Genomic DNA, 15,362 nt, shown 5'->3' with positions numbered 1-15,362 from the left:
ATCGCAACGATTTGGACGTTCACTGTCACGCACGCCGGCGGAGTCGCCGCCTCACTGGAGCCGACCATGGCCGAAGCCGAACTCGTCACCTTTTCCAATATCCAGTTGCGGCCCGATCCCTCGCGGACCGTGATCCGGCCGTTCAACATCGAATATCCCGGTGCGTTCAAGGTCGAGGGCCATCCGCGTGCCGCGCGCGTGATCGATCGCGTACTGTCGCTGTCGCCCGACGAACTCCGCGCCGAGCGTCACCGCGTGATGGAGTCGCTCGACGAACGCCACCGCGACGTCGACGAGCTTCTCCTGCACCGGTTCGGCGAGATCATGGCGGTGCTGAACGATCCGCGCGCCATCAACATCGACCAGAAACTACTCATCGGCGCCTATCTTAGCGGCGAATATTCGTTCGAGGCCGCCGCGCTGTTCAACCCGAGCATGGTCCTACATCCCGACCAGACCGGCGCGCCCGAAGGCGGCCTTCGCTTCATCCTGTCGCTACGCGGCATCGGCGAAGGCCATGTCTCGTCGGTGACGTTCCGGACGGGAAGCTGGTCACCGGACGACAGCTTTTCGGTCGACCCCGCGAGTCAGACCGCAGTCCCGCCGAGGGTCGAACCGAGCGATCAGGGCGCAAGCGATGGCGGTCCGACGCGGCTGCAATGCGGTGGCAGTCGCGAACTGTCGGAGACGGTGATCTTCCCGATCCTGCCGAGCCAGCGCCAGGGGATCGAAGACCTTCGCCTGGTCCGCTTCGAAGACGCCGGCGAGGTCCAGTATCTCGGCACCTATACCGCGTTCAGCGGCTCGGAAGCGCGTTGCGAACTTTTGCGCGGCGAGGATTTCAAGACGTTCGAGATGCAGCCGTTGCGCGGCACGGTGCCGGGCACCAAGGGCATGGCGCTGTTCCCGCGGAAGATCGACGGGCGCTATGCGATGCTCGGTCGGCAGGACAACGAGAACATCTGGTTCCTGACCTCGGACGACCTGCTGACCTGGGACGGTGGCACCAGGATCGTCGAGCCGAAATGGCCGTGGGAGTTCATCCAGATGGGTAATTGCGGATCGCCGATCGAGATCGACGAGGGCTGGCTGGTATTGACGCACGGCGTCGGCAGCGTCCGCAATTACTGCATCGGCGCGTGCCTGCTCGACAAGGCCGATCCGACCAAGCTGCTCGCCCGGATGACCCATCCGCTGATCGTGCCCAGCCCGAAGGAACGCGACGGGTATGTGCCCAACGTCGTCTATAGTTGCGGCGGCATCGTCCACGATCGCACGTTGCTGCTGCCGTTCGGCGTAGCGGATAACTTCGCCTCGTTCGCGACGGTGGACGTCGGGCGGTTGATTGCGGCGATGGCGTGAGGCTTCCTCTGATCCTCCCCCTTGCGGGGGAGGATTGTTCGGCCGGCGATGAGGCGGGTCAAACGACGAGTGCCGTGCCGGCGAAGTCCTCCGCCGCAACTACGTCAATCTGCCGCTCGATCCCGCGCGTCAGCCCTGCTGGCACAGTCACCCCAAAGCCGCGCGCGATCAGTCCGTCGATGGCCCAGCGGACGCAGTAATCCGCTGCTACGCCAATGACGGTGACGTCGGTGACGCCCTTGGCGGTGAGATCTGCGAAGAAATCTTCGCGGGGGATCGTCGGTCGGCTTGCGTCGCGCGCGTCCTTGATCGTCAGCCCCGGTTCGGCCCACATGTCGAACACACCCTTCTCGATCCGCCACGCCGGGATCGCCGGATCGACCAGCGCGACATCAAGCATGTTGAACCACCCCCGCGTGCCACGAACGCAATGAATCGGGAACATCACCGCTTCGGGCGAGGCGGCGTAGGTCTCGCGGAAATGCGTATCGAACGTGAAGAGGACTCCCGCAGTGTCGGTGGCAGACAGCGCCGACAGCCAGGCCTGCATCGGCGCGACCAACGCCGCGGCGCCGGCAACGCTCAGCGCGCCTTCGGCTGCCATGAAATCCCACTGCGTATCCACCACGACCACGAACCGCGTCATCGCCCGTCTCCTTTGCCAGATGCTTGACACACTCGCGTCTTCTCGGACACCCGCAACCCCGGAGCAACGCAGGAGCCCGCGCGCATGGCCGTGACCGATATCGCCACCCGGACGTACAACCACAATTTCCGGCTCGATCCGATCGTGCGCAGCCTGCTCGATACCGATTTCTACAAGCTGCTGATGTTGCAGATGATCCGGCATGCCTATCCCGACGTCAGCGCCACCTTTGCGCTGATCAACCGGACCACGACGGTACGGCTGGCGGAGATCGTCGACGAGGACGAACTGCGCGCCCAGCTCGATCACGCACGGACGCTCAGGTTCGCGAAGAAGGAGCTGATCTGGCTCGCGGGTAACAGCTTCTACGGGAAGCAGAAGATGTTCGGGCCGGAGTTCCTGGCGTGGCTCGCGGAGTTCCAGCTGCCCGCCTACGACCTGCGCAAGGTCGAGGGGCAATATGAACTGCATTTCGAAGGACCGTGGAGCCACACCACGATGTGGGAGATCCCCGCACTCACGATCATCAACGAACTGAAATCGCGCGCCGCCCTGCGCGATCGCGGCCGGTTCGCGCTCGACATCGTTTACGCGCGCGCCAAGGCCAAGCTGTGGGAGAAGGTCGAGCGGCTGCGCGAACTGCCCGACCTGGTGCTGTCGGATTTCGGCACGCGGCGGCGGCACGGGTTCCTGTGGCAGCGCTGGTGCGTCGAGGCACTGAAGGAAGGGCTCGGCGATCGGTTCATCGGCACCTCGAACGTACTGCTGGCGATGGACGCGGACCTCGAGGCGATCGGAACGAACGCGCACGAACTGCCGATGGTGACCGCGGCGCTGGCCGACAGCGACGCCGAACTGGCCGAGGCGCCCTACCGCGTGCTCGAGCATTGGCGGCAACACTATAACGGCAACCTGCTAATCGCCCTCCCCGATGCGTTCGGCACCACCGCGTTCCTGCGCAACGCACCGCACTGGCTGGCGGAGTGGACCGGCTTCCGCCCCGACAGCGCGCCGCCGATCGCGGGTGGCGAGCAGATCATCCGCTGGTGGGAGGAGCAGGGTGTCGATCCGAAGACCAAGCTGCTGATCTTCTCCGACGGGATGGACATCGACACGATCGAGCAGGTTTACCGCCATTTCCATGGTCGCGTGCGGATGAGCTTCGGCTGGGGGACCAACCTGACCAACGACTTCCGCGGCTGCGATCCCGACGGCGCGGCCGCGCTGGAGCCGATCTCGCTGGTCTGCAAGGTGATCGCGGCGAACGGGCGCCCGGCGGTGAAACTGTCCGACAATCCCGCCAAGGCGACCGGCGAACCCGCGGAAATCGCTCGATACCTCCGCGTGTTCGGGGAAGCCGATCGCGCAGCAGCGCCCGTTCTCGTCTGATCACCGTGCGTGTCCTGCGCGCAACACGCCGGACACATCTCGCAACAAAATTGTCACGGGACGCAATCTTTCCTTGCTTCGTTACGCCTCTCAGCCATCATTCGCACACATAAGATAAAAGAGCGGATGTTTGCTGGGCACGAACAAGGGGGGAAGTTCATGCGTGGGATCAAGACGTTCACGAGCGCTGGCAAATATGCCGGCGCCAGCGGGTTGGCATTGGCAGCGATGCTCGCGGCGATGCCGGCCTTCGCGCAATCGGTAACGACACCAGCCGCCGAGAGCGTGCAAGCTGCCGACCCGACCATCGATCAACCGACTGGGGACGAGATCGTCGTGACCGGATCGCGCATTCGCCGCAGTCCGCTCGACCAGCCCTCACCTGTCGTTACCGTCGACGCGGTATCGATCCAGCGAACCGGACTGTCGTCGGTTGCCGACGTGCTGCAACGACTGCCGAGCGCGGCCGGCGGGCTTAATTCCAAGGTCAACAATTCGGGCAACATCGGCAATCCGCCCGACGGCGGTGGTGTCGGCGCAGGGTCGGCCGAGATCGACCTGCGCTATCTCACGGCCAAGCGGACGCTGGTGCTGGTCGACGGCCTGCGCTTCGTCAACGGCGCGTCGGCGAGCGGCATTCCCTCGACGGTCGACCTGAACACGATCCAGGTCGGCTCGATCGAGCGGATCGAGATCCTGCAGTCGGGCCAGTCGCCGCTTTACGGCTCGGACGCGCTGGCCGGCGTCGTCAACATCATCACCAAGTCGCAGCAAAAGGGCCTGAAGGCGTCCGCGCAGTTCGGCACCTTCCGCCAGGGCGACGGCCACACGCAGGACTATAACGTCAGCTACGGCATCCAGGCGCCCCGGACGAGCGTTGTGTTCGGCGGCAGCTACGTGAAGCAGGAATCGGTCAGCACGCGTGATCGCAAGATCTCGCAATTCCCCAACCCCGGCCAGCGCGCCTGCGAGGAGCCGATCGGCGGCTGTTCGGGCGCGACCCCCAACGGATTCTTCCAGGTCGGCGGTCGGAACCTGACGCTGAAGTCGGCCCCTATCCTCGGGCGGCCACGTTACGACGCCGCCAACCCGACCGGCCCGAACAGCGATTTCAAGGAGTTCACCCCCGCCGACCGCTTCAACTTCGCGCCCTTCAACTATTTCCTCACCCCGTCCGAGCGCTATGGCTTCTTCGTCAGCGCCAAGCAGGAGCTCACGGACAACGTGAACCTGCGCGTGAAGATGAACTACACGCGGCGCAATTCGCAGAACCAGGCGGCGTTCCTGCCGCTGGTGCTCGGCCCCGACGCGGGCAACGGCAATCTGCTCGACACGATCTCGATCGATGCGACCAACCCGTATAATCCGTTCGGCTACACACTGTCGGCGGGCGGCGCGGGCAATGGTCCGGCGAACTATTCGACGGTGCGTCGCCGCCTCGTCGAAGCGGGGCAGCGCACCTATTCGCAGACCGTCGACACGATGTCGGCGACCGCGACGCTTGATGGCTCGTTCCATCTCGGCGAACGCAAATTCTACTGGGACGTCAACGCGGTCCTCGGCTTCAACGATGCCAAGCAGCTGTTCACCGGCAACATCAACGCGGCCAATCTCGCCCAGGCGCTCGGCCCGGTCGCGAACTGCACCGGGGCGTGCGTGCCGTTCAACATCTTCGGTGGCGCAGGGTCGGTCACGCCGGCCATGCTCGGCTATATCGCGTTCGACGAGCGCGCGCGCAGTTCGCAGAGCCTGGAGGATTACACCGCCAACATCTCGGGCGAACTGTTCGACCTGCCCGCGGGCGCGGTGGGTCTTGCCGCCGGCTATGAGCACCGCGTCCAATATGGCAGCTTCACGCCCGATCCCCTGATCACCGCGGGACTTGGCGCCGATATCCCCGCGCAACCGGCACGCGGGCATTTCAACTCGGACGAGGTCTATGCCGAGTTGCGCGTACCGCTGATCCACAACACGCCGTTTATCCAGTCGCTCGAAATCGGCGGCGCGGTGCGACATTCGAACTATTCGATCAGCGGGAGCAACACGACCTACACCGGCAGCGGCCTGTGGAAACCGTTCAGCGACCTGCTGTTACGCGCGTCTTATGCACAAGGCTTCCGCGCTCCGAGCATCGGCGAACTGTTCGGTGCGGAATCGCGGTCGGACGCCTCGATCGACGATCCCTGCACCAACGTCGCCGGATCGCCGTATCAGTCGTCCGCGACCGTTCGCACCAACTGCATCGCCAACGGCGTCCCCGCGAGCGGCAGCTATCAGGAGCCGAATGGCGGACAGCTCAGCGTTCTGACCGGCGGCAACCAGGCCTTGAAGCCCGAGACGTCCCGGACGTGGCTGTTCGGCGCGGTGTATGCGCCGAGCTGGGCACGGACCAGCGGGATCGCCAGCCAGCTCAGCATCGAGGGCAATTACTACGACATCAAGGTCGACGACGCGATCGCGGCGACCGACGCGACGCTGACGCTAAGCCGCTGCGCGCAAGCGGCAGACGCACTCAGCTGCGCGGCGATCAGGCGAACGCCGAACGGCGTGATCTCGCGCATCAACGCACAGTTGCAGAACATCGGCGGCATCCGCACCCGCGGCGTCGACGTAACCGCGGTCTATCGCTCGCCGCAGACCTCGGCCGGGACGTTCGGGCTTTCGCTCAACGGCAACATCCTGCTGAAATACGCGGAGAGTTTCCCGGCGACGGTCGGTTTCACCACCACCAATTACCAGGGCACGACGCGCGGTTCGCCCGAGCAGTCCTACCCGAAATTCAAGGGCAATGCGGTCGTCGACTGGGACATCGGCATGGCGCGCGCCTCGTTCACCGGCCGCTACATCAAGAGCGTGAAGGAAGCGGACGGCAAGACGCTCGACAACACCTTCTACGGCGACGTGCAGGTCACGCTCGCGCCGGGCTGGCTGGAGAACCGGATGGGGCTGACGATCGGCGTGAACAACGTCTTTAATCAGGACCCGCCGGCCTGCTTCAGCTGCACCGGGCCCAATTATGACCCGACCACGTACGACGTGCCGGGGCAGTTTGGGTATATCCGCCTATCCTGGGGGCTTTGATCTAGGGGGGCGATCTAGCCGCGATCGCGTACTCTATAATCCTCCCCCGCAAGGGGGAGGTGTCGCCGAAGGTGACGGAGGGGGAGGACCCGGAACAGAGGTTCCCCTAACCTCCCCCTCCGCCTGGCAAGCGCCAGCCACCTCCTCCTTGCGGGGGAGGATCGTCGGGTTGGCTCAGTCCTCGACGAGCTTCATGAAACGCCGCTCTACCGGCGCCAGCACCGGCCCGAGTTCATGCCCGCGCTTCACCACCGCACCCGCTTCGCCGATCAGCGCCCACATGCCCTGTTTGTTACGCAGCGAAGGGCGCTTCTCGATTCGGAACTCGGGACGTTCGGCGGCGCGGCGGAAGGCGGCGAAGACCGCGGCGTCCTTGCCGAGATCGATCGCATAGTCGCGCCAGTGGCCGGCGGCGACCATCCGGCCGTAAAGATCCAGAATCCGCGTCAGTTCGGCGCGATCGAAACCAACCTGCGTTGCCTTGGACGGTGTCGGGAATGGCACGACGCCCATCAGTTATCACCCATCATGCGCGGTCGCGACGGTCCTCTGGATGCTCGTCGGCGAGCAGCGCATCGAGCCGCTTGCGCATCGTTTCCAGCTCGCAGCGCATGATCTCCATCTTCTGGGTCGCAGGGTCGAACATCTCGCTGCACGGCGTACCGTAGGGCACGAAGCGCGGCACCTCGGGCGCGTTGCCGCCCTCGATCGTGGTCGCGCGTGCGGGGATGCCCACGACCGTCGTACCCGCCGGTACATCACGCGTGACGACCGCATTGGCGCCGACGCGCGAACGCTTGCCGAGCGTAATGGGGCCGAGCACCTGCGCGCCGGAGCCGATGATCGCGCCGTCGGAGATGGTCGGGTGGCGCTTGCCCTGCACGCCGTTGTCGGGACTGGTCCCGCCGAGCGTGACGCACTGGTAGATCGTGACGTCGTCGCCAATCTCCGCGGTCTCGCCGATCACGACAAAGCCGTGGTCGATGAAGAAATTGCGGCCGATCGTTGCACCCGGATGGATGTCGATCGCGGTCGTGAAGCGCGACCAGTGGTTGATGCAGCGCGCTAGGAAATAGAGTTTCGCCTTGTACAGACGGTGCGCGATGCGGTGATAGCCAAGCGCCCAGACCCCGGGATACAGCATGATCTCGGCGCGCGAGTGCGGGGCGGGATCGCGGGCGCGGATCGAATCCAGATAGGCCAGTAATCCGCTCGACATCCGCAGTCCCCTTCGCGATTTCCGTATCTAGGGTATCGAACGACCGATTTCCAGAACCCGGTCCGCAAGGGGATCGGAGACTGCTTCCCATCGTTGGGATCGGGGTAAAGCCTATCTTTGTTGTAGGATAAGCCGCCGCGTTGCAGTTTGGGCGCGATATTAAGGGGATGCCGATGTTCGACCTGACGACCTTGAGCTTCGAGACGCTCCTGCCCTTCATCCTGGTGGGGTTTGCCGCGCAGATCGTCGATGGTGCACTGGGAATGGCGTTCGGGGTGATCTCGAACACGTTGCTCTTGTGGATCGGCGTGCCGCCCGCGGCTGCCTCGGCAGGGGTGCATACCGTCGAGACCTTCACCACCGCGGTGTCGGGGATCAGCCATGTGCTGCACAAGAACGTCAACTGGACGCTGTTCCTGCGGCTGATGATTCCCGGCGTGATCGGCGGCGTGCTGGGTGCGTACGTGCTGTCGAACATCGACGCGAGCACGGCCAAGCCGTTCATCCTCGCGTACCTGAGCTCGATCGGCGTGTATCTGCTGTACCGGGGCTTGCGCTATCCGCCGAAGCGGAAGGAGCCGAAGATCGTCGAGCCGCTCGGGCTGGTCGGTGGGTTTCTCGATGCCGCGGGCGGCGGCGGCTGGGGGCCGGTGGTGACGTCGAACCTACTAGTGCAGGGCGCGGCACCGCGGACCACTATCGGGACGGTGAATACCGCGGAATTCTTCCTGACCACGACGATCTCGGCGACGTTCATCACGCAACTCGGCTGGGCGGCGTTCACGCAGGCCACGGTGGGATTGCTGATCGGCGGCGTGCTCGCGGCTCCGTTTGGGGCGTTGCTGGCGAAGCGCGTGCCGGCGAAGACGTTGATGGTGCTGGTGGGGGCGATCCTGACGATTACCAGCCTGTTCGGCCTGTACCGAGCGATCTGGCACTGAGCGTCAGAGGGGCGCGAAGCTGAAACGCTCCCCCAAATACTTCGTCACCCCGGACTTGTTCCGGGGTCCACCGTGCCGCAAACCAACGCTTTGAGAAATATGCGGAACGGTGGATGCCGGAACGAGCCCGGCATGACGGAGTATCTGGTGCCGCGGTCAGTTCACAACGTGGCGTGGACTGTCGCTACCGCGGCCATCACCGCGCCGATCCGCACCGAGGTCTGGATCGCTTCTGCCGTAACGCCGGCCTTCTTCAAGATCTGCTCGTGGCTGTCGATGCACATGCCGCAGCCGTTCATTGCCGACACCGCGAGGCTGAACAGCTCGAAATCGACCTTGTCGATACCGGGCTGGCCGATCACGTTCATGCGCAGCTTGGCCGGCATGTTGCGGTATTCCTGATTCCCGGCGAGGTGCGTGAACCGGTAATAGACATTGTTCATCGCCATCACAGCGGCGGCAGCGCGCGCTGCATTGGCCGCCTCTGGCGAGAGCTTGGGCGCGCATTCGGCTTCGGCGGCATCGACCAGCGGCTTGTAGCCCGAGCCATGCGCGCAGGTCAGCAGCAGACCGTATTTGCGCTGGTCGCTGAGGTGCGTCTCGTTGAGAAGCGAGCCGACGTTGAGGCGGATATCCTTGGCATATTCGGGCAGCGTGCCCGCGAAGTCCTTGAGCGACATAAATTTCTTTTCTTCCTCCCCTCCCGCTGGCGGGAGGGGACCGAGGGGTGGGCCCGCGCTCACCATGAACGAATGCGTCCGGGGAGCGCGCGGGCCCACCCCCTGCCCCCTCCCGCAAGCGGGAAGGGGAAAGAAGAGTTTTAGTTACGCAGCGAGCTGGAGGACGTCGTCGCCCTTGTTCCAGTTGCACGGGCAAAGCTCGTCGGTCTGCAGCGCGTCGAGTACGCGGAGCGTCTCGGCAGGGTTGCGGCCGACGTTCAGGCCGTTGACCTGGACTGCCTGGATGACGTTGTCCGGATCGATGATGAACGTCGCACGGAACGCGACATGCTCGTTGCGGTCGACGATGCCGAGTGCGTCGGCCAGCTTCGCGCCGTTATCCGCCAGCCACGGGAAGTCCGCTGCGGCAAGATCCGCGTCCGACTTGCGCCAGGCGAGGTGGACGTGCGCGGTGTCGGTCGACGCGCCGATCAGGACGGCGTCGCGGTCCTCGAAATCGCTGCGAATGTCGCTGTAGCCGACGATCTCGGTCGGGCAGACGAAGGTGAAGTCCTTCGGCCAGTAGAACAGCACCTTCCACTTGCCCGGATACGCCGTCGTCAGGTCGAGCGTCTCGCCCGCGGGCAGCGCTGCGATGCCCTGCTGGACGGGAATGGTCATCGATGGGAACTGGTCGCCGATGGTCAACATGATGGAAGCCTCCTGGAAAAATCTTTGCTCCAGGCATCCTCAAAGGCGGCGGTTGTCCCGCTCGGTCGTTGTGCAATGCGGTATATGGGGGCTGGTGTAATCGATCCAACGCTCTATTTAGCATCTCATGATCGATAGAGGCGATTAATGGCTGCGACTTACCTACCCACGTTGAAACAGTTGCAATATCTGGTTGCGCTGAAGGACCACGGCCATTTCGGACGCGCTGCGGAGGCGTGTTTCGTGACGCAATCGACGTTGTCGGCAGGTCTGCGCGAGCTTGAAACGCTGATCGGCGTGGTGCTGGTCGAACGTACTCGACGAGTCGTACGGTTCACGCCACTCGGTGACCGGATCGCCGACAAGGCGCGGCGCGTGCTGCGCGAGGCAGAGGAACTGGGCGACATGGCGCGCGCCGCGGGCCAGCCGCTGTCGGGCGACATGCGGATGAGCGTGATCCCGACGATCGCTCCGTTCATGCTGCCGAGGATCCTGCCGCGACTCCGGAAGGATTACCCCGATCTGAAGCTGTTCCTGCGTGAGGAACCGAGTGGGCCGGCCTGCGAGGGGCTGCACAACGGACGGACCGACTGCGTGCTGCTCGCCCTCCCCTATGCGTGCGGCGAAGTGACGTCCGAAACGCTGTTCGAGGACCGCCTGTTCGTCGCCTATCCCTCGGGCGAAGAACCGACCGCGCTGCCCGCCATTCCGGCGTCGGCTATCGACGAAACGCGACTGCTGCTGCTTGAAGACGGGCACTGCCTGAAGGATCATGCGCTGGGCGCGTGCAACCGCCCCGAATTGCGCGCGGAAGCGACCATGCTCGGGACGTCGCTGCACACGATCGTGCAGATGGTCGACAACGGGCTCGGGATCACGATGCTGCCGGAGATGGCGCTGAAAGCCGGTATCCTCGACAACACCAACATCACCGCACGTCCGCTCGACGAGATCAATGCGGTGCGCAAGATCGCGCTGGTCTGGCGACGGGCGAGTCCGCGGGAAAAGGACTTTCGGTTGATGGCGAAGGCGCTGGCCGACGTTCAGTAACCGACTCTACTAGGCGCAGGATCGGCACGGATGCGCAACCATCTCGGCGTTCGATCGTATGATTCCCACTTCCGCTGGAGACCCGATGATGTCGAAGACGCTTCCGCTATTGCTGATGACGAGCGCGTTGGCGCTTGCTGCGTGCAGTGGCAAATCGAAGGACGACGTGGCCAGTCCGTCGACTAATCCGGCGTTAGCGGTGCCGAACGGCCCGCCCGCGGTCGCCAATCCCACCGTCGGCGGCGTTCCGATGATGGCGACCCGGACGATCGTCGACAACGCATCGGCCGCCCCGAACCTGTCGACCCTGGTTGCCGCCGTGAAGGCTGCCGACCTCGTCGGCACGCTTTCGGGTCCGGGGCCGTTTACGGTGTTCGCACCCACCAACGATGCGTTCGGGCGGCTTGCTCCGGGGATGGTCGACACGTTGCTCAAGCCCGAGAACAAGGCATCGCTGACGAAGGTGTTGACCTATCACGTCGTGCCCGGCGCGATTACGGCGGACGATCTGCGTCAGCGCATTACCGCAGGCGGCGGCACGGCGACGCTGACCACGGTCGAGGGCGATCCCATCACGGCAACGCTGGTCGGCGCGGTGATCGCGCTGACCGACGTCAACGGTAACAAGAGCTATGTCGAGACCGCCGATGTTCGCCAGTCGAATGGCGTCGTCCACGTCGTCAACGGCGTAATCGTGCCTAAACTGAGCTGATCCAGAGAGCATTCGGCTCGGTTCATCGCATCGATGCCGCGACCTGTCGGCATAACTGTTGAACGTCCGTAGGCGCTACGCCCAGATCGTTTCGTTAGAGTTCCTACCGCCCCATTCATAACAGCTGGAGTTGCAGATGACTGTTAAGACGAACCTTATCCTTGCTACCGCGTCGACCATGATCTTTGCGGCCAGCGCGACCGCTCAGACGGCCGCTCCCGCGGCTCCGACGGCACCCGCCACCACGACGGCGGCACCAGCGCCCGCTACGCCAGCCGCACCGACCGCCGCGCCGACGACTACCATCGCGGCCGCACTGCCGACGCTGCCGAACCGCGCGACGCTCGCCAAGCTGGTAACGGCTGCAAAGCTCCAGACGACGTTTGCAGGCCCCGGTCCGTACACGCTGTTCGCACCGAGCGACGAGGCGTTCACGCGACTGCCGGACGGCGCTCTCGACACGCTGCTGAAGCCTGAGTCGGCGCCGACGCTCGCGACGATCATCAAGTATCACGTCGTCGCCGGCGCAGTGACTTCGGACCAGCTTAAGGCGCAGATCACCGCAGGCGGTGGCAAGGCGACGCTGACCACGCTCGCGGGCCAGCCGCTGATCGCCTCGCTCGGACCGAACGGCAACATCGAGTTGACCGACACCGCCGGGATCAAGTCTTACGTCGATACGGCCGACATCAAGGAAACGAACGGCGTCGTCCATCTGACCAACGGCATGAGCGTTCCGAAGCTCGGCTGATGTACTTGCGGGCCGCGAACTCTAATGAGATCGCGGCCCGTTTCTTGTTTCCCCGCAAAGGCTTGGATCCAGCTTGGGCTCCCGCCTTCGCGGAAGAACAAGCTTTGCGCTAGCGGCTGGCGTTATCCCAGCGTGCTGCGGCGGCGTGATCATTATCGCGCGCTTCGACCCAGCTAGCTTCAACCCCGCGCGTTTCGCGTTTCCAGAACGGTGCGTCGGTCTTCAGCCGATCGATCAGATACGCACAGGCCTCGAGCGCAGCGCCGCGATGCGCCGCCGTCGCCGCGACGAACACGATTCGCTCCCCCGGATGCATCGGCCCGACGCGGTGCACGATGATCGCCGCACTCAAATCCCAGCGCGAGATCGCTCCTTCGGCAACCTTGAGCAACGCAGCTTCGGTCGCGCCGGGATAATGCTCGAGTTCGAGCGTACCGACACCGTCGTCAGCACGAACCAGCCCGGTAAACGTGGCAACCGCCCCTGCCCCGACGGCTTCGGCGCGCGTCATCTCGGCTGCGATATCGATCGGCGGCTGCTGGACGGAGATGTGGATCATCCGCCCGTCACCGGTGGGAAGATCGCGATCTCCTGTGCCCGACCGATCGGCGTATCGAGCGGCACGAAGTCCTGGTCGATCGCCGCGCGCAACCGAGATCGGTTCTCGAACGCACCCGCATGCGCCGGGCTCGTCTCGGCGAGCCACTCGATCAGATTCGCCACCGTCACGACGCTTGCAGGCGGCTCGACCGACTCCTCGCCCGTGCCGATACGCTCGCGCACCCAGGCGAAATACACCATCCGTATCGTCATGATTAGTCCATGTGCTTCAGGCCGACGCGGAGATAATCCCACCCGGTCAGCAACGTAAGGACCGCCGCGCCCCATAGCGCGACGATGCCGACGGTATGGACCCAGACCATCTCGGGCACCGCGCCGCCGAGGATGATGCCGCCGAGCGACACGAGCTGCAGCGTCGTCTTCCACTTGGCGAGCTGCGATACCGGTACGGAGACCTGCACCTGCGCCAGGAACTCGCGCAAGCCAGACACCGCGATCTCGCGCAGCAGGATCACCAGCGCCGCGATCACATGGATACCGGCGATATCGCGCGTGCCGACGAGGATCAGGATCACCGCCGCGACCATGATCTTGTCCGCGATCGGATCGAGGAAAATGCCCAGCCGCGATACCGCGCCGCTAGAGCGTGCGAGGTACCCGTCGAAGTAATCGGTGATGCCCATCAGGCAATACAACACGAAGGCAATGCCGTACCCCGCTTCCCAGTCGGGCCACCACAGGAACCAGACCAGCAGGGGCACCGCGACGATCCGCGACAATGTCAGGAGGTTAGGCAAGCTCAGCACCCACCACCTCTATACCGGTCGGTCGCGGGGCGAAACCGGTTTAAGCGTTGGCGCGCGGATGACGCTGGGCTAAGGGTTCGGCATATTTCTGCCACGATCAGGGCTATTTCCCGTCATGCTCAATGCCCTCGGGTTGCTGAAGCAACGTCGCTTCCTGCCCCTGTTCACCACGCAGTTCCTCGGCGCGTTCAACGATAATCTGTTCAAGACGTCGATGGTCCTGTTCGCGACCTATGCCGTCTTCAACGATCCGAAGATGGAGGCGAACTTCAACGCGTTGGCGACAGGACTCGGCATCCTGCCGTTCTTCCTGCTGTCCGCGCTCGCCGGGCAATTGGCAGACAGCCATGACAAGGCGCGGATCATCCGGATCGTGAAGACGGTCGAGATCGGCATCATGATTCTGGGCGCGACGGGCCTGATGGTCGCGCGCGCCGGTCATCCGTCACTGGGGATCGGCCTGATGCTCGGCGCGGTCCTGTGCCTCGGCGTGCATTCGACGTTCTTCGGGCCGATCAAGTACGCGATCCTGCCACAACATCTGAAACCGTGCGATGTGCTCGGTGGCACGGGGCTCGTCGAGGCCGGGACGTATCTCGCGATCCTGCTCGGCACCGTGACCGCAGGGTGGATTCCGATCGAAGGCGCAGCCGCCAGCGTCTTGATCGTCGCGGTCATCGGCTGGTTCTCCGGCCGCCAAGTGCCGCCAGCACCGCGCGAAGGGCCACCGCTGAAGCTCGACTACAACCCGTTCACCGCGTCTTGGCGGCTGATCAGCGCGACGCTCCACATCCCGCGGCTGTTCCTTGCGATCGTCGCGATCAGCTTCTTCTGGACGATCGGCGCGGTGCTGATCATCGTCTTCCCGCCATTGGTGAAGAACGTGCTGACCGCCGACGAGCGAGTCGCGAGCTTCGTGATTGCAGTGTTCTCGGTCGGAGTCGCGATCGGCTCGGTCGTGATCAACTCGATGCTGCGCGGGCGCATTTCCGCGAAGTTCTCGCCTGCCTCGGTGATCGCGATGGGCGGCTTCGTCGTGCTGTTCTCGTTTCTCGCGCGCAACTGGACGCCGGCGCCGGCAGGGCATTATTACGACTGGGCCGGGTTCATTCATCAGCCGGCTGCAATCCCGGTGCTGGCAACGCTGCTGGCGATCGCGATCACCGGCGGGATGTTCGTCGTGCCGCTCTATGCGTTCCTGACGACGACCGTCGAGAAGGACCAGACCGCGCGCACCGTAGCGGCGAACAACGTCGTCAATTCGGGCGCGATGACGATCGGCTCGATCCTCGTCATCGGGATTACAGCAATGGGCGTGACGCCGGAGGACATGCTGTTCCTGGTGGCAGCGATGTGCCTCGTCTCGGCGTGGCTCGCGCAGAAGCTGCACCGGGCCTGCGACGACGATGCGATCGGGTGTTTGCCTACGCTTCGAGGATGACCATCCTCCCCCGCCAGGGGGAGGTGTCGCCGA

16 protein-coding genes are annotated in these 15,362 nt (G+C 64.4%); 8 read left to right on the top strand and 8 right to left on the bottom strand.

All coding sequences use genetic code 11. The features are described 5' to 3' along the window. Positions 1-66 precede the first annotated feature (66 nt). Positions 67-1,362, top strand: coding sequence for a glycoside hydrolase family 130 protein (locus AC1MLZ_RS17055; RefSeq protein ID WP_480959517.1), 1,296 nt, complete (start codon positions 67-69; stop codon positions 1,360-1,362). A 58-nt stretch (positions 1,363-1,420) separates the two neighbouring features. On the opposite strand, the gene AC1MLZ_RS17050 is transcribed toward AC1MLZ_RS17055, so the two are convergent. Further along, the gene (locus AC1MLZ_RS17050) at positions 1,421-2,008 is read right to left on the bottom strand and encodes a cysteine hydrolase family protein (protein WP_480959516.1); all 588 of its coding nucleotides are present in this window, start codon (positions 2,006-2,008) and stop codon (positions 1,421-1,423) included. Between the two features lie 84 nt (positions 2,009-2,092). Here AC1MLZ_RS17050 and pncB point away from each other — a divergent pair, with 84 nt between their 5' ends. Together pncB and AC1MLZ_RS17040 are read left to right on the top strand one after the other, a co-directional pair. After that, the gene (gene pncB, locus AC1MLZ_RS17045) at positions 2,093-3,397 is read left to right on the top strand and encodes a nicotinate phosphoribosyltransferase (protein ID WP_480959515.1); all 1,305 of its coding nucleotides are present in this window, start codon (positions 2,093-2,095) and stop codon (positions 3,395-3,397) included. A 159-nt stretch (positions 3,398-3,556) separates the two neighbouring features. Next, entirely contained in the window at positions 3,557-6,478 is a 2,922-nt protein-coding gene (locus tag AC1MLZ_RS17040) for a TonB-dependent receptor domain-containing protein (protein WP_480959514.1), read from the top strand. A 174-nt stretch (positions 6,479-6,652) separates the two neighbouring features. Here AC1MLZ_RS17040 and AC1MLZ_RS17035 read toward each other — a convergent pair whose 3' ends face one another. Both AC1MLZ_RS17035 and epsC read right to left on the bottom strand, forming a co-directional pair. After that, entirely contained in the window at positions 6,653-6,991 is a 339-nt protein-coding gene (locus AC1MLZ_RS17035; protein WP_480959513.1) for a DUF2794 domain-containing protein, read from the bottom strand. A gap of 13 nt (positions 6,992-7,004) precedes the next feature. After that, on the bottom strand, positions 7,005-7,697 hold the full coding sequence (gene epsC, locus AC1MLZ_RS17030) for a serine O-acetyltransferase EpsC (protein ID WP_480959512.1): 693 nt from the start codon (positions 7,695-7,697) through the stop codon (positions 7,005-7,007). Positions 7,698-7,870: 173 nt separating this feature from the next. Between epsC and AC1MLZ_RS17025 the strand changes: the two genes are divergently transcribed. Beyond that, positions 7,871-8,638, top strand: a complete 768-nt coding sequence (locus AC1MLZ_RS17025) for a sulfite exporter TauE/SafE family protein (protein ID WP_480959511.1) — start codon at positions 7,871-7,873, stop codon at positions 8,636-8,638. Between the two features lie 161 nt (positions 8,639-8,799). On the opposite strand, the gene ahpD is transcribed toward AC1MLZ_RS17025, so the two are convergent. Both ahpD and AC1MLZ_RS17015 read right to left on the bottom strand, forming a co-directional pair. Then, a complete protein-coding gene (ahpD, locus tag AC1MLZ_RS17020) occupies positions 8,800-9,318 on the bottom strand; it encodes an alkylhydroperoxidase, AhpD family (RefSeq protein ID WP_480959510.1) in 519 nt (172 codons plus the stop codon). A 144-nt stretch (positions 9,319-9,462) separates the two neighbouring features. After that, entirely contained in the window at positions 9,463-10,008 is a 546-nt protein-coding gene (locus AC1MLZ_RS17015) for a peroxiredoxin (protein WP_480959509.1), read from the bottom strand. Between the two features lie 147 nt (positions 10,009-10,155). On the opposite strand from AC1MLZ_RS17015, the gene AC1MLZ_RS17010 reads away from it, so the two are divergent. The 3 genes from AC1MLZ_RS17010 to AC1MLZ_RS17000 all read left to right on the top strand — a co-directional run bounded on the left by AC1MLZ_RS17010 (position 10,156) and on the right by AC1MLZ_RS17000 (position 12,521). Beyond that, positions 10,156-11,058 (top strand): hydrogen peroxide-inducible genes activator, encoded by a 903-nt coding sequence (locus AC1MLZ_RS17010; RefSeq protein ID WP_480959508.1) that lies wholly within the window; start codon positions 10,156-10,158, stop codon positions 11,056-11,058. 88 nt (positions 11,059-11,146) lie between these two features. After that, positions 11,147-11,770: a fasciclin domain-containing protein gene (locus AC1MLZ_RS17005; RefSeq protein ID WP_480959507.1), complete on the top strand. Its 624-nt coding sequence runs from the start codon at positions 11,147-11,149 to the stop codon at positions 11,768-11,770. A gap of 136 nt (positions 11,771-11,906) precedes the next feature. Continuing rightward, positions 11,907-12,521, top strand: a complete 615-nt coding sequence (locus tag AC1MLZ_RS17000) for a fasciclin domain-containing protein (protein ID WP_480959506.1) — start codon at positions 11,907-11,909, stop codon at positions 12,519-12,521. A 109-nt stretch (positions 12,522-12,630) separates the two neighbouring features. Here the strand turns inward: AC1MLZ_RS17000 and AC1MLZ_RS16995 are convergent, their stop codons facing one another. Genes AC1MLZ_RS16995 through pgsA form a run of 3 tightly spaced genes read right to left on the bottom strand, consistent with a single transcriptional unit; the run spans position 12,631 to position 13,888 of the window. Further along, positions 12,631-13,080 (bottom strand): molybdenum cofactor biosynthesis protein MoaE, encoded by a 450-nt coding sequence (locus AC1MLZ_RS16995; RefSeq protein WP_480959505.1) that lies wholly within the window; start codon positions 13,078-13,080, stop codon positions 12,631-12,633. After that, a complete protein-coding gene (gene moaD / locus AC1MLZ_RS16990; protein WP_480959504.1) occupies positions 13,077-13,334 on the bottom strand; it encodes a molybdopterin converting factor subunit 1 in 258 nt (85 codons plus the stop codon). The genes AC1MLZ_RS16995 and moaD overlap by 4 nt, the downstream gene beginning before the upstream one ends. Before the next feature lie 2 nt (positions 13,335-13,336). After that, entirely contained in the window at positions 13,337-13,888 is a 552-nt protein-coding gene (gene pgsA, locus AC1MLZ_RS16985) for a CDP-diacylglycerol--glycerol-3-phosphate 3-phosphatidyltransferase (RefSeq protein WP_480959503.1), read from the bottom strand. Positions 13,889-14,003: 115 nt separating this feature from the next. Here pgsA and AC1MLZ_RS16980 point away from each other — a divergent pair, with 115 nt between their 5' ends. Then, complete coding sequence (locus AC1MLZ_RS16980) at positions 14,004-15,329, top strand: MFS transporter (protein WP_480959502.1); 1,326 nt, start codon at positions 14,004-14,006, stop codon at positions 15,327-15,329. Positions 15,330-15,362: the final 33 nt, after the last annotated feature.

The sequence above is a fragment of the Sphingomonas sp. PEI4 genome (assembly GCF_056679955.1).
The sequence above is the reverse complement of the archived record's forward strand: the minus strand, read 5'-3'. Positions and strand labels throughout refer to the sequence as shown.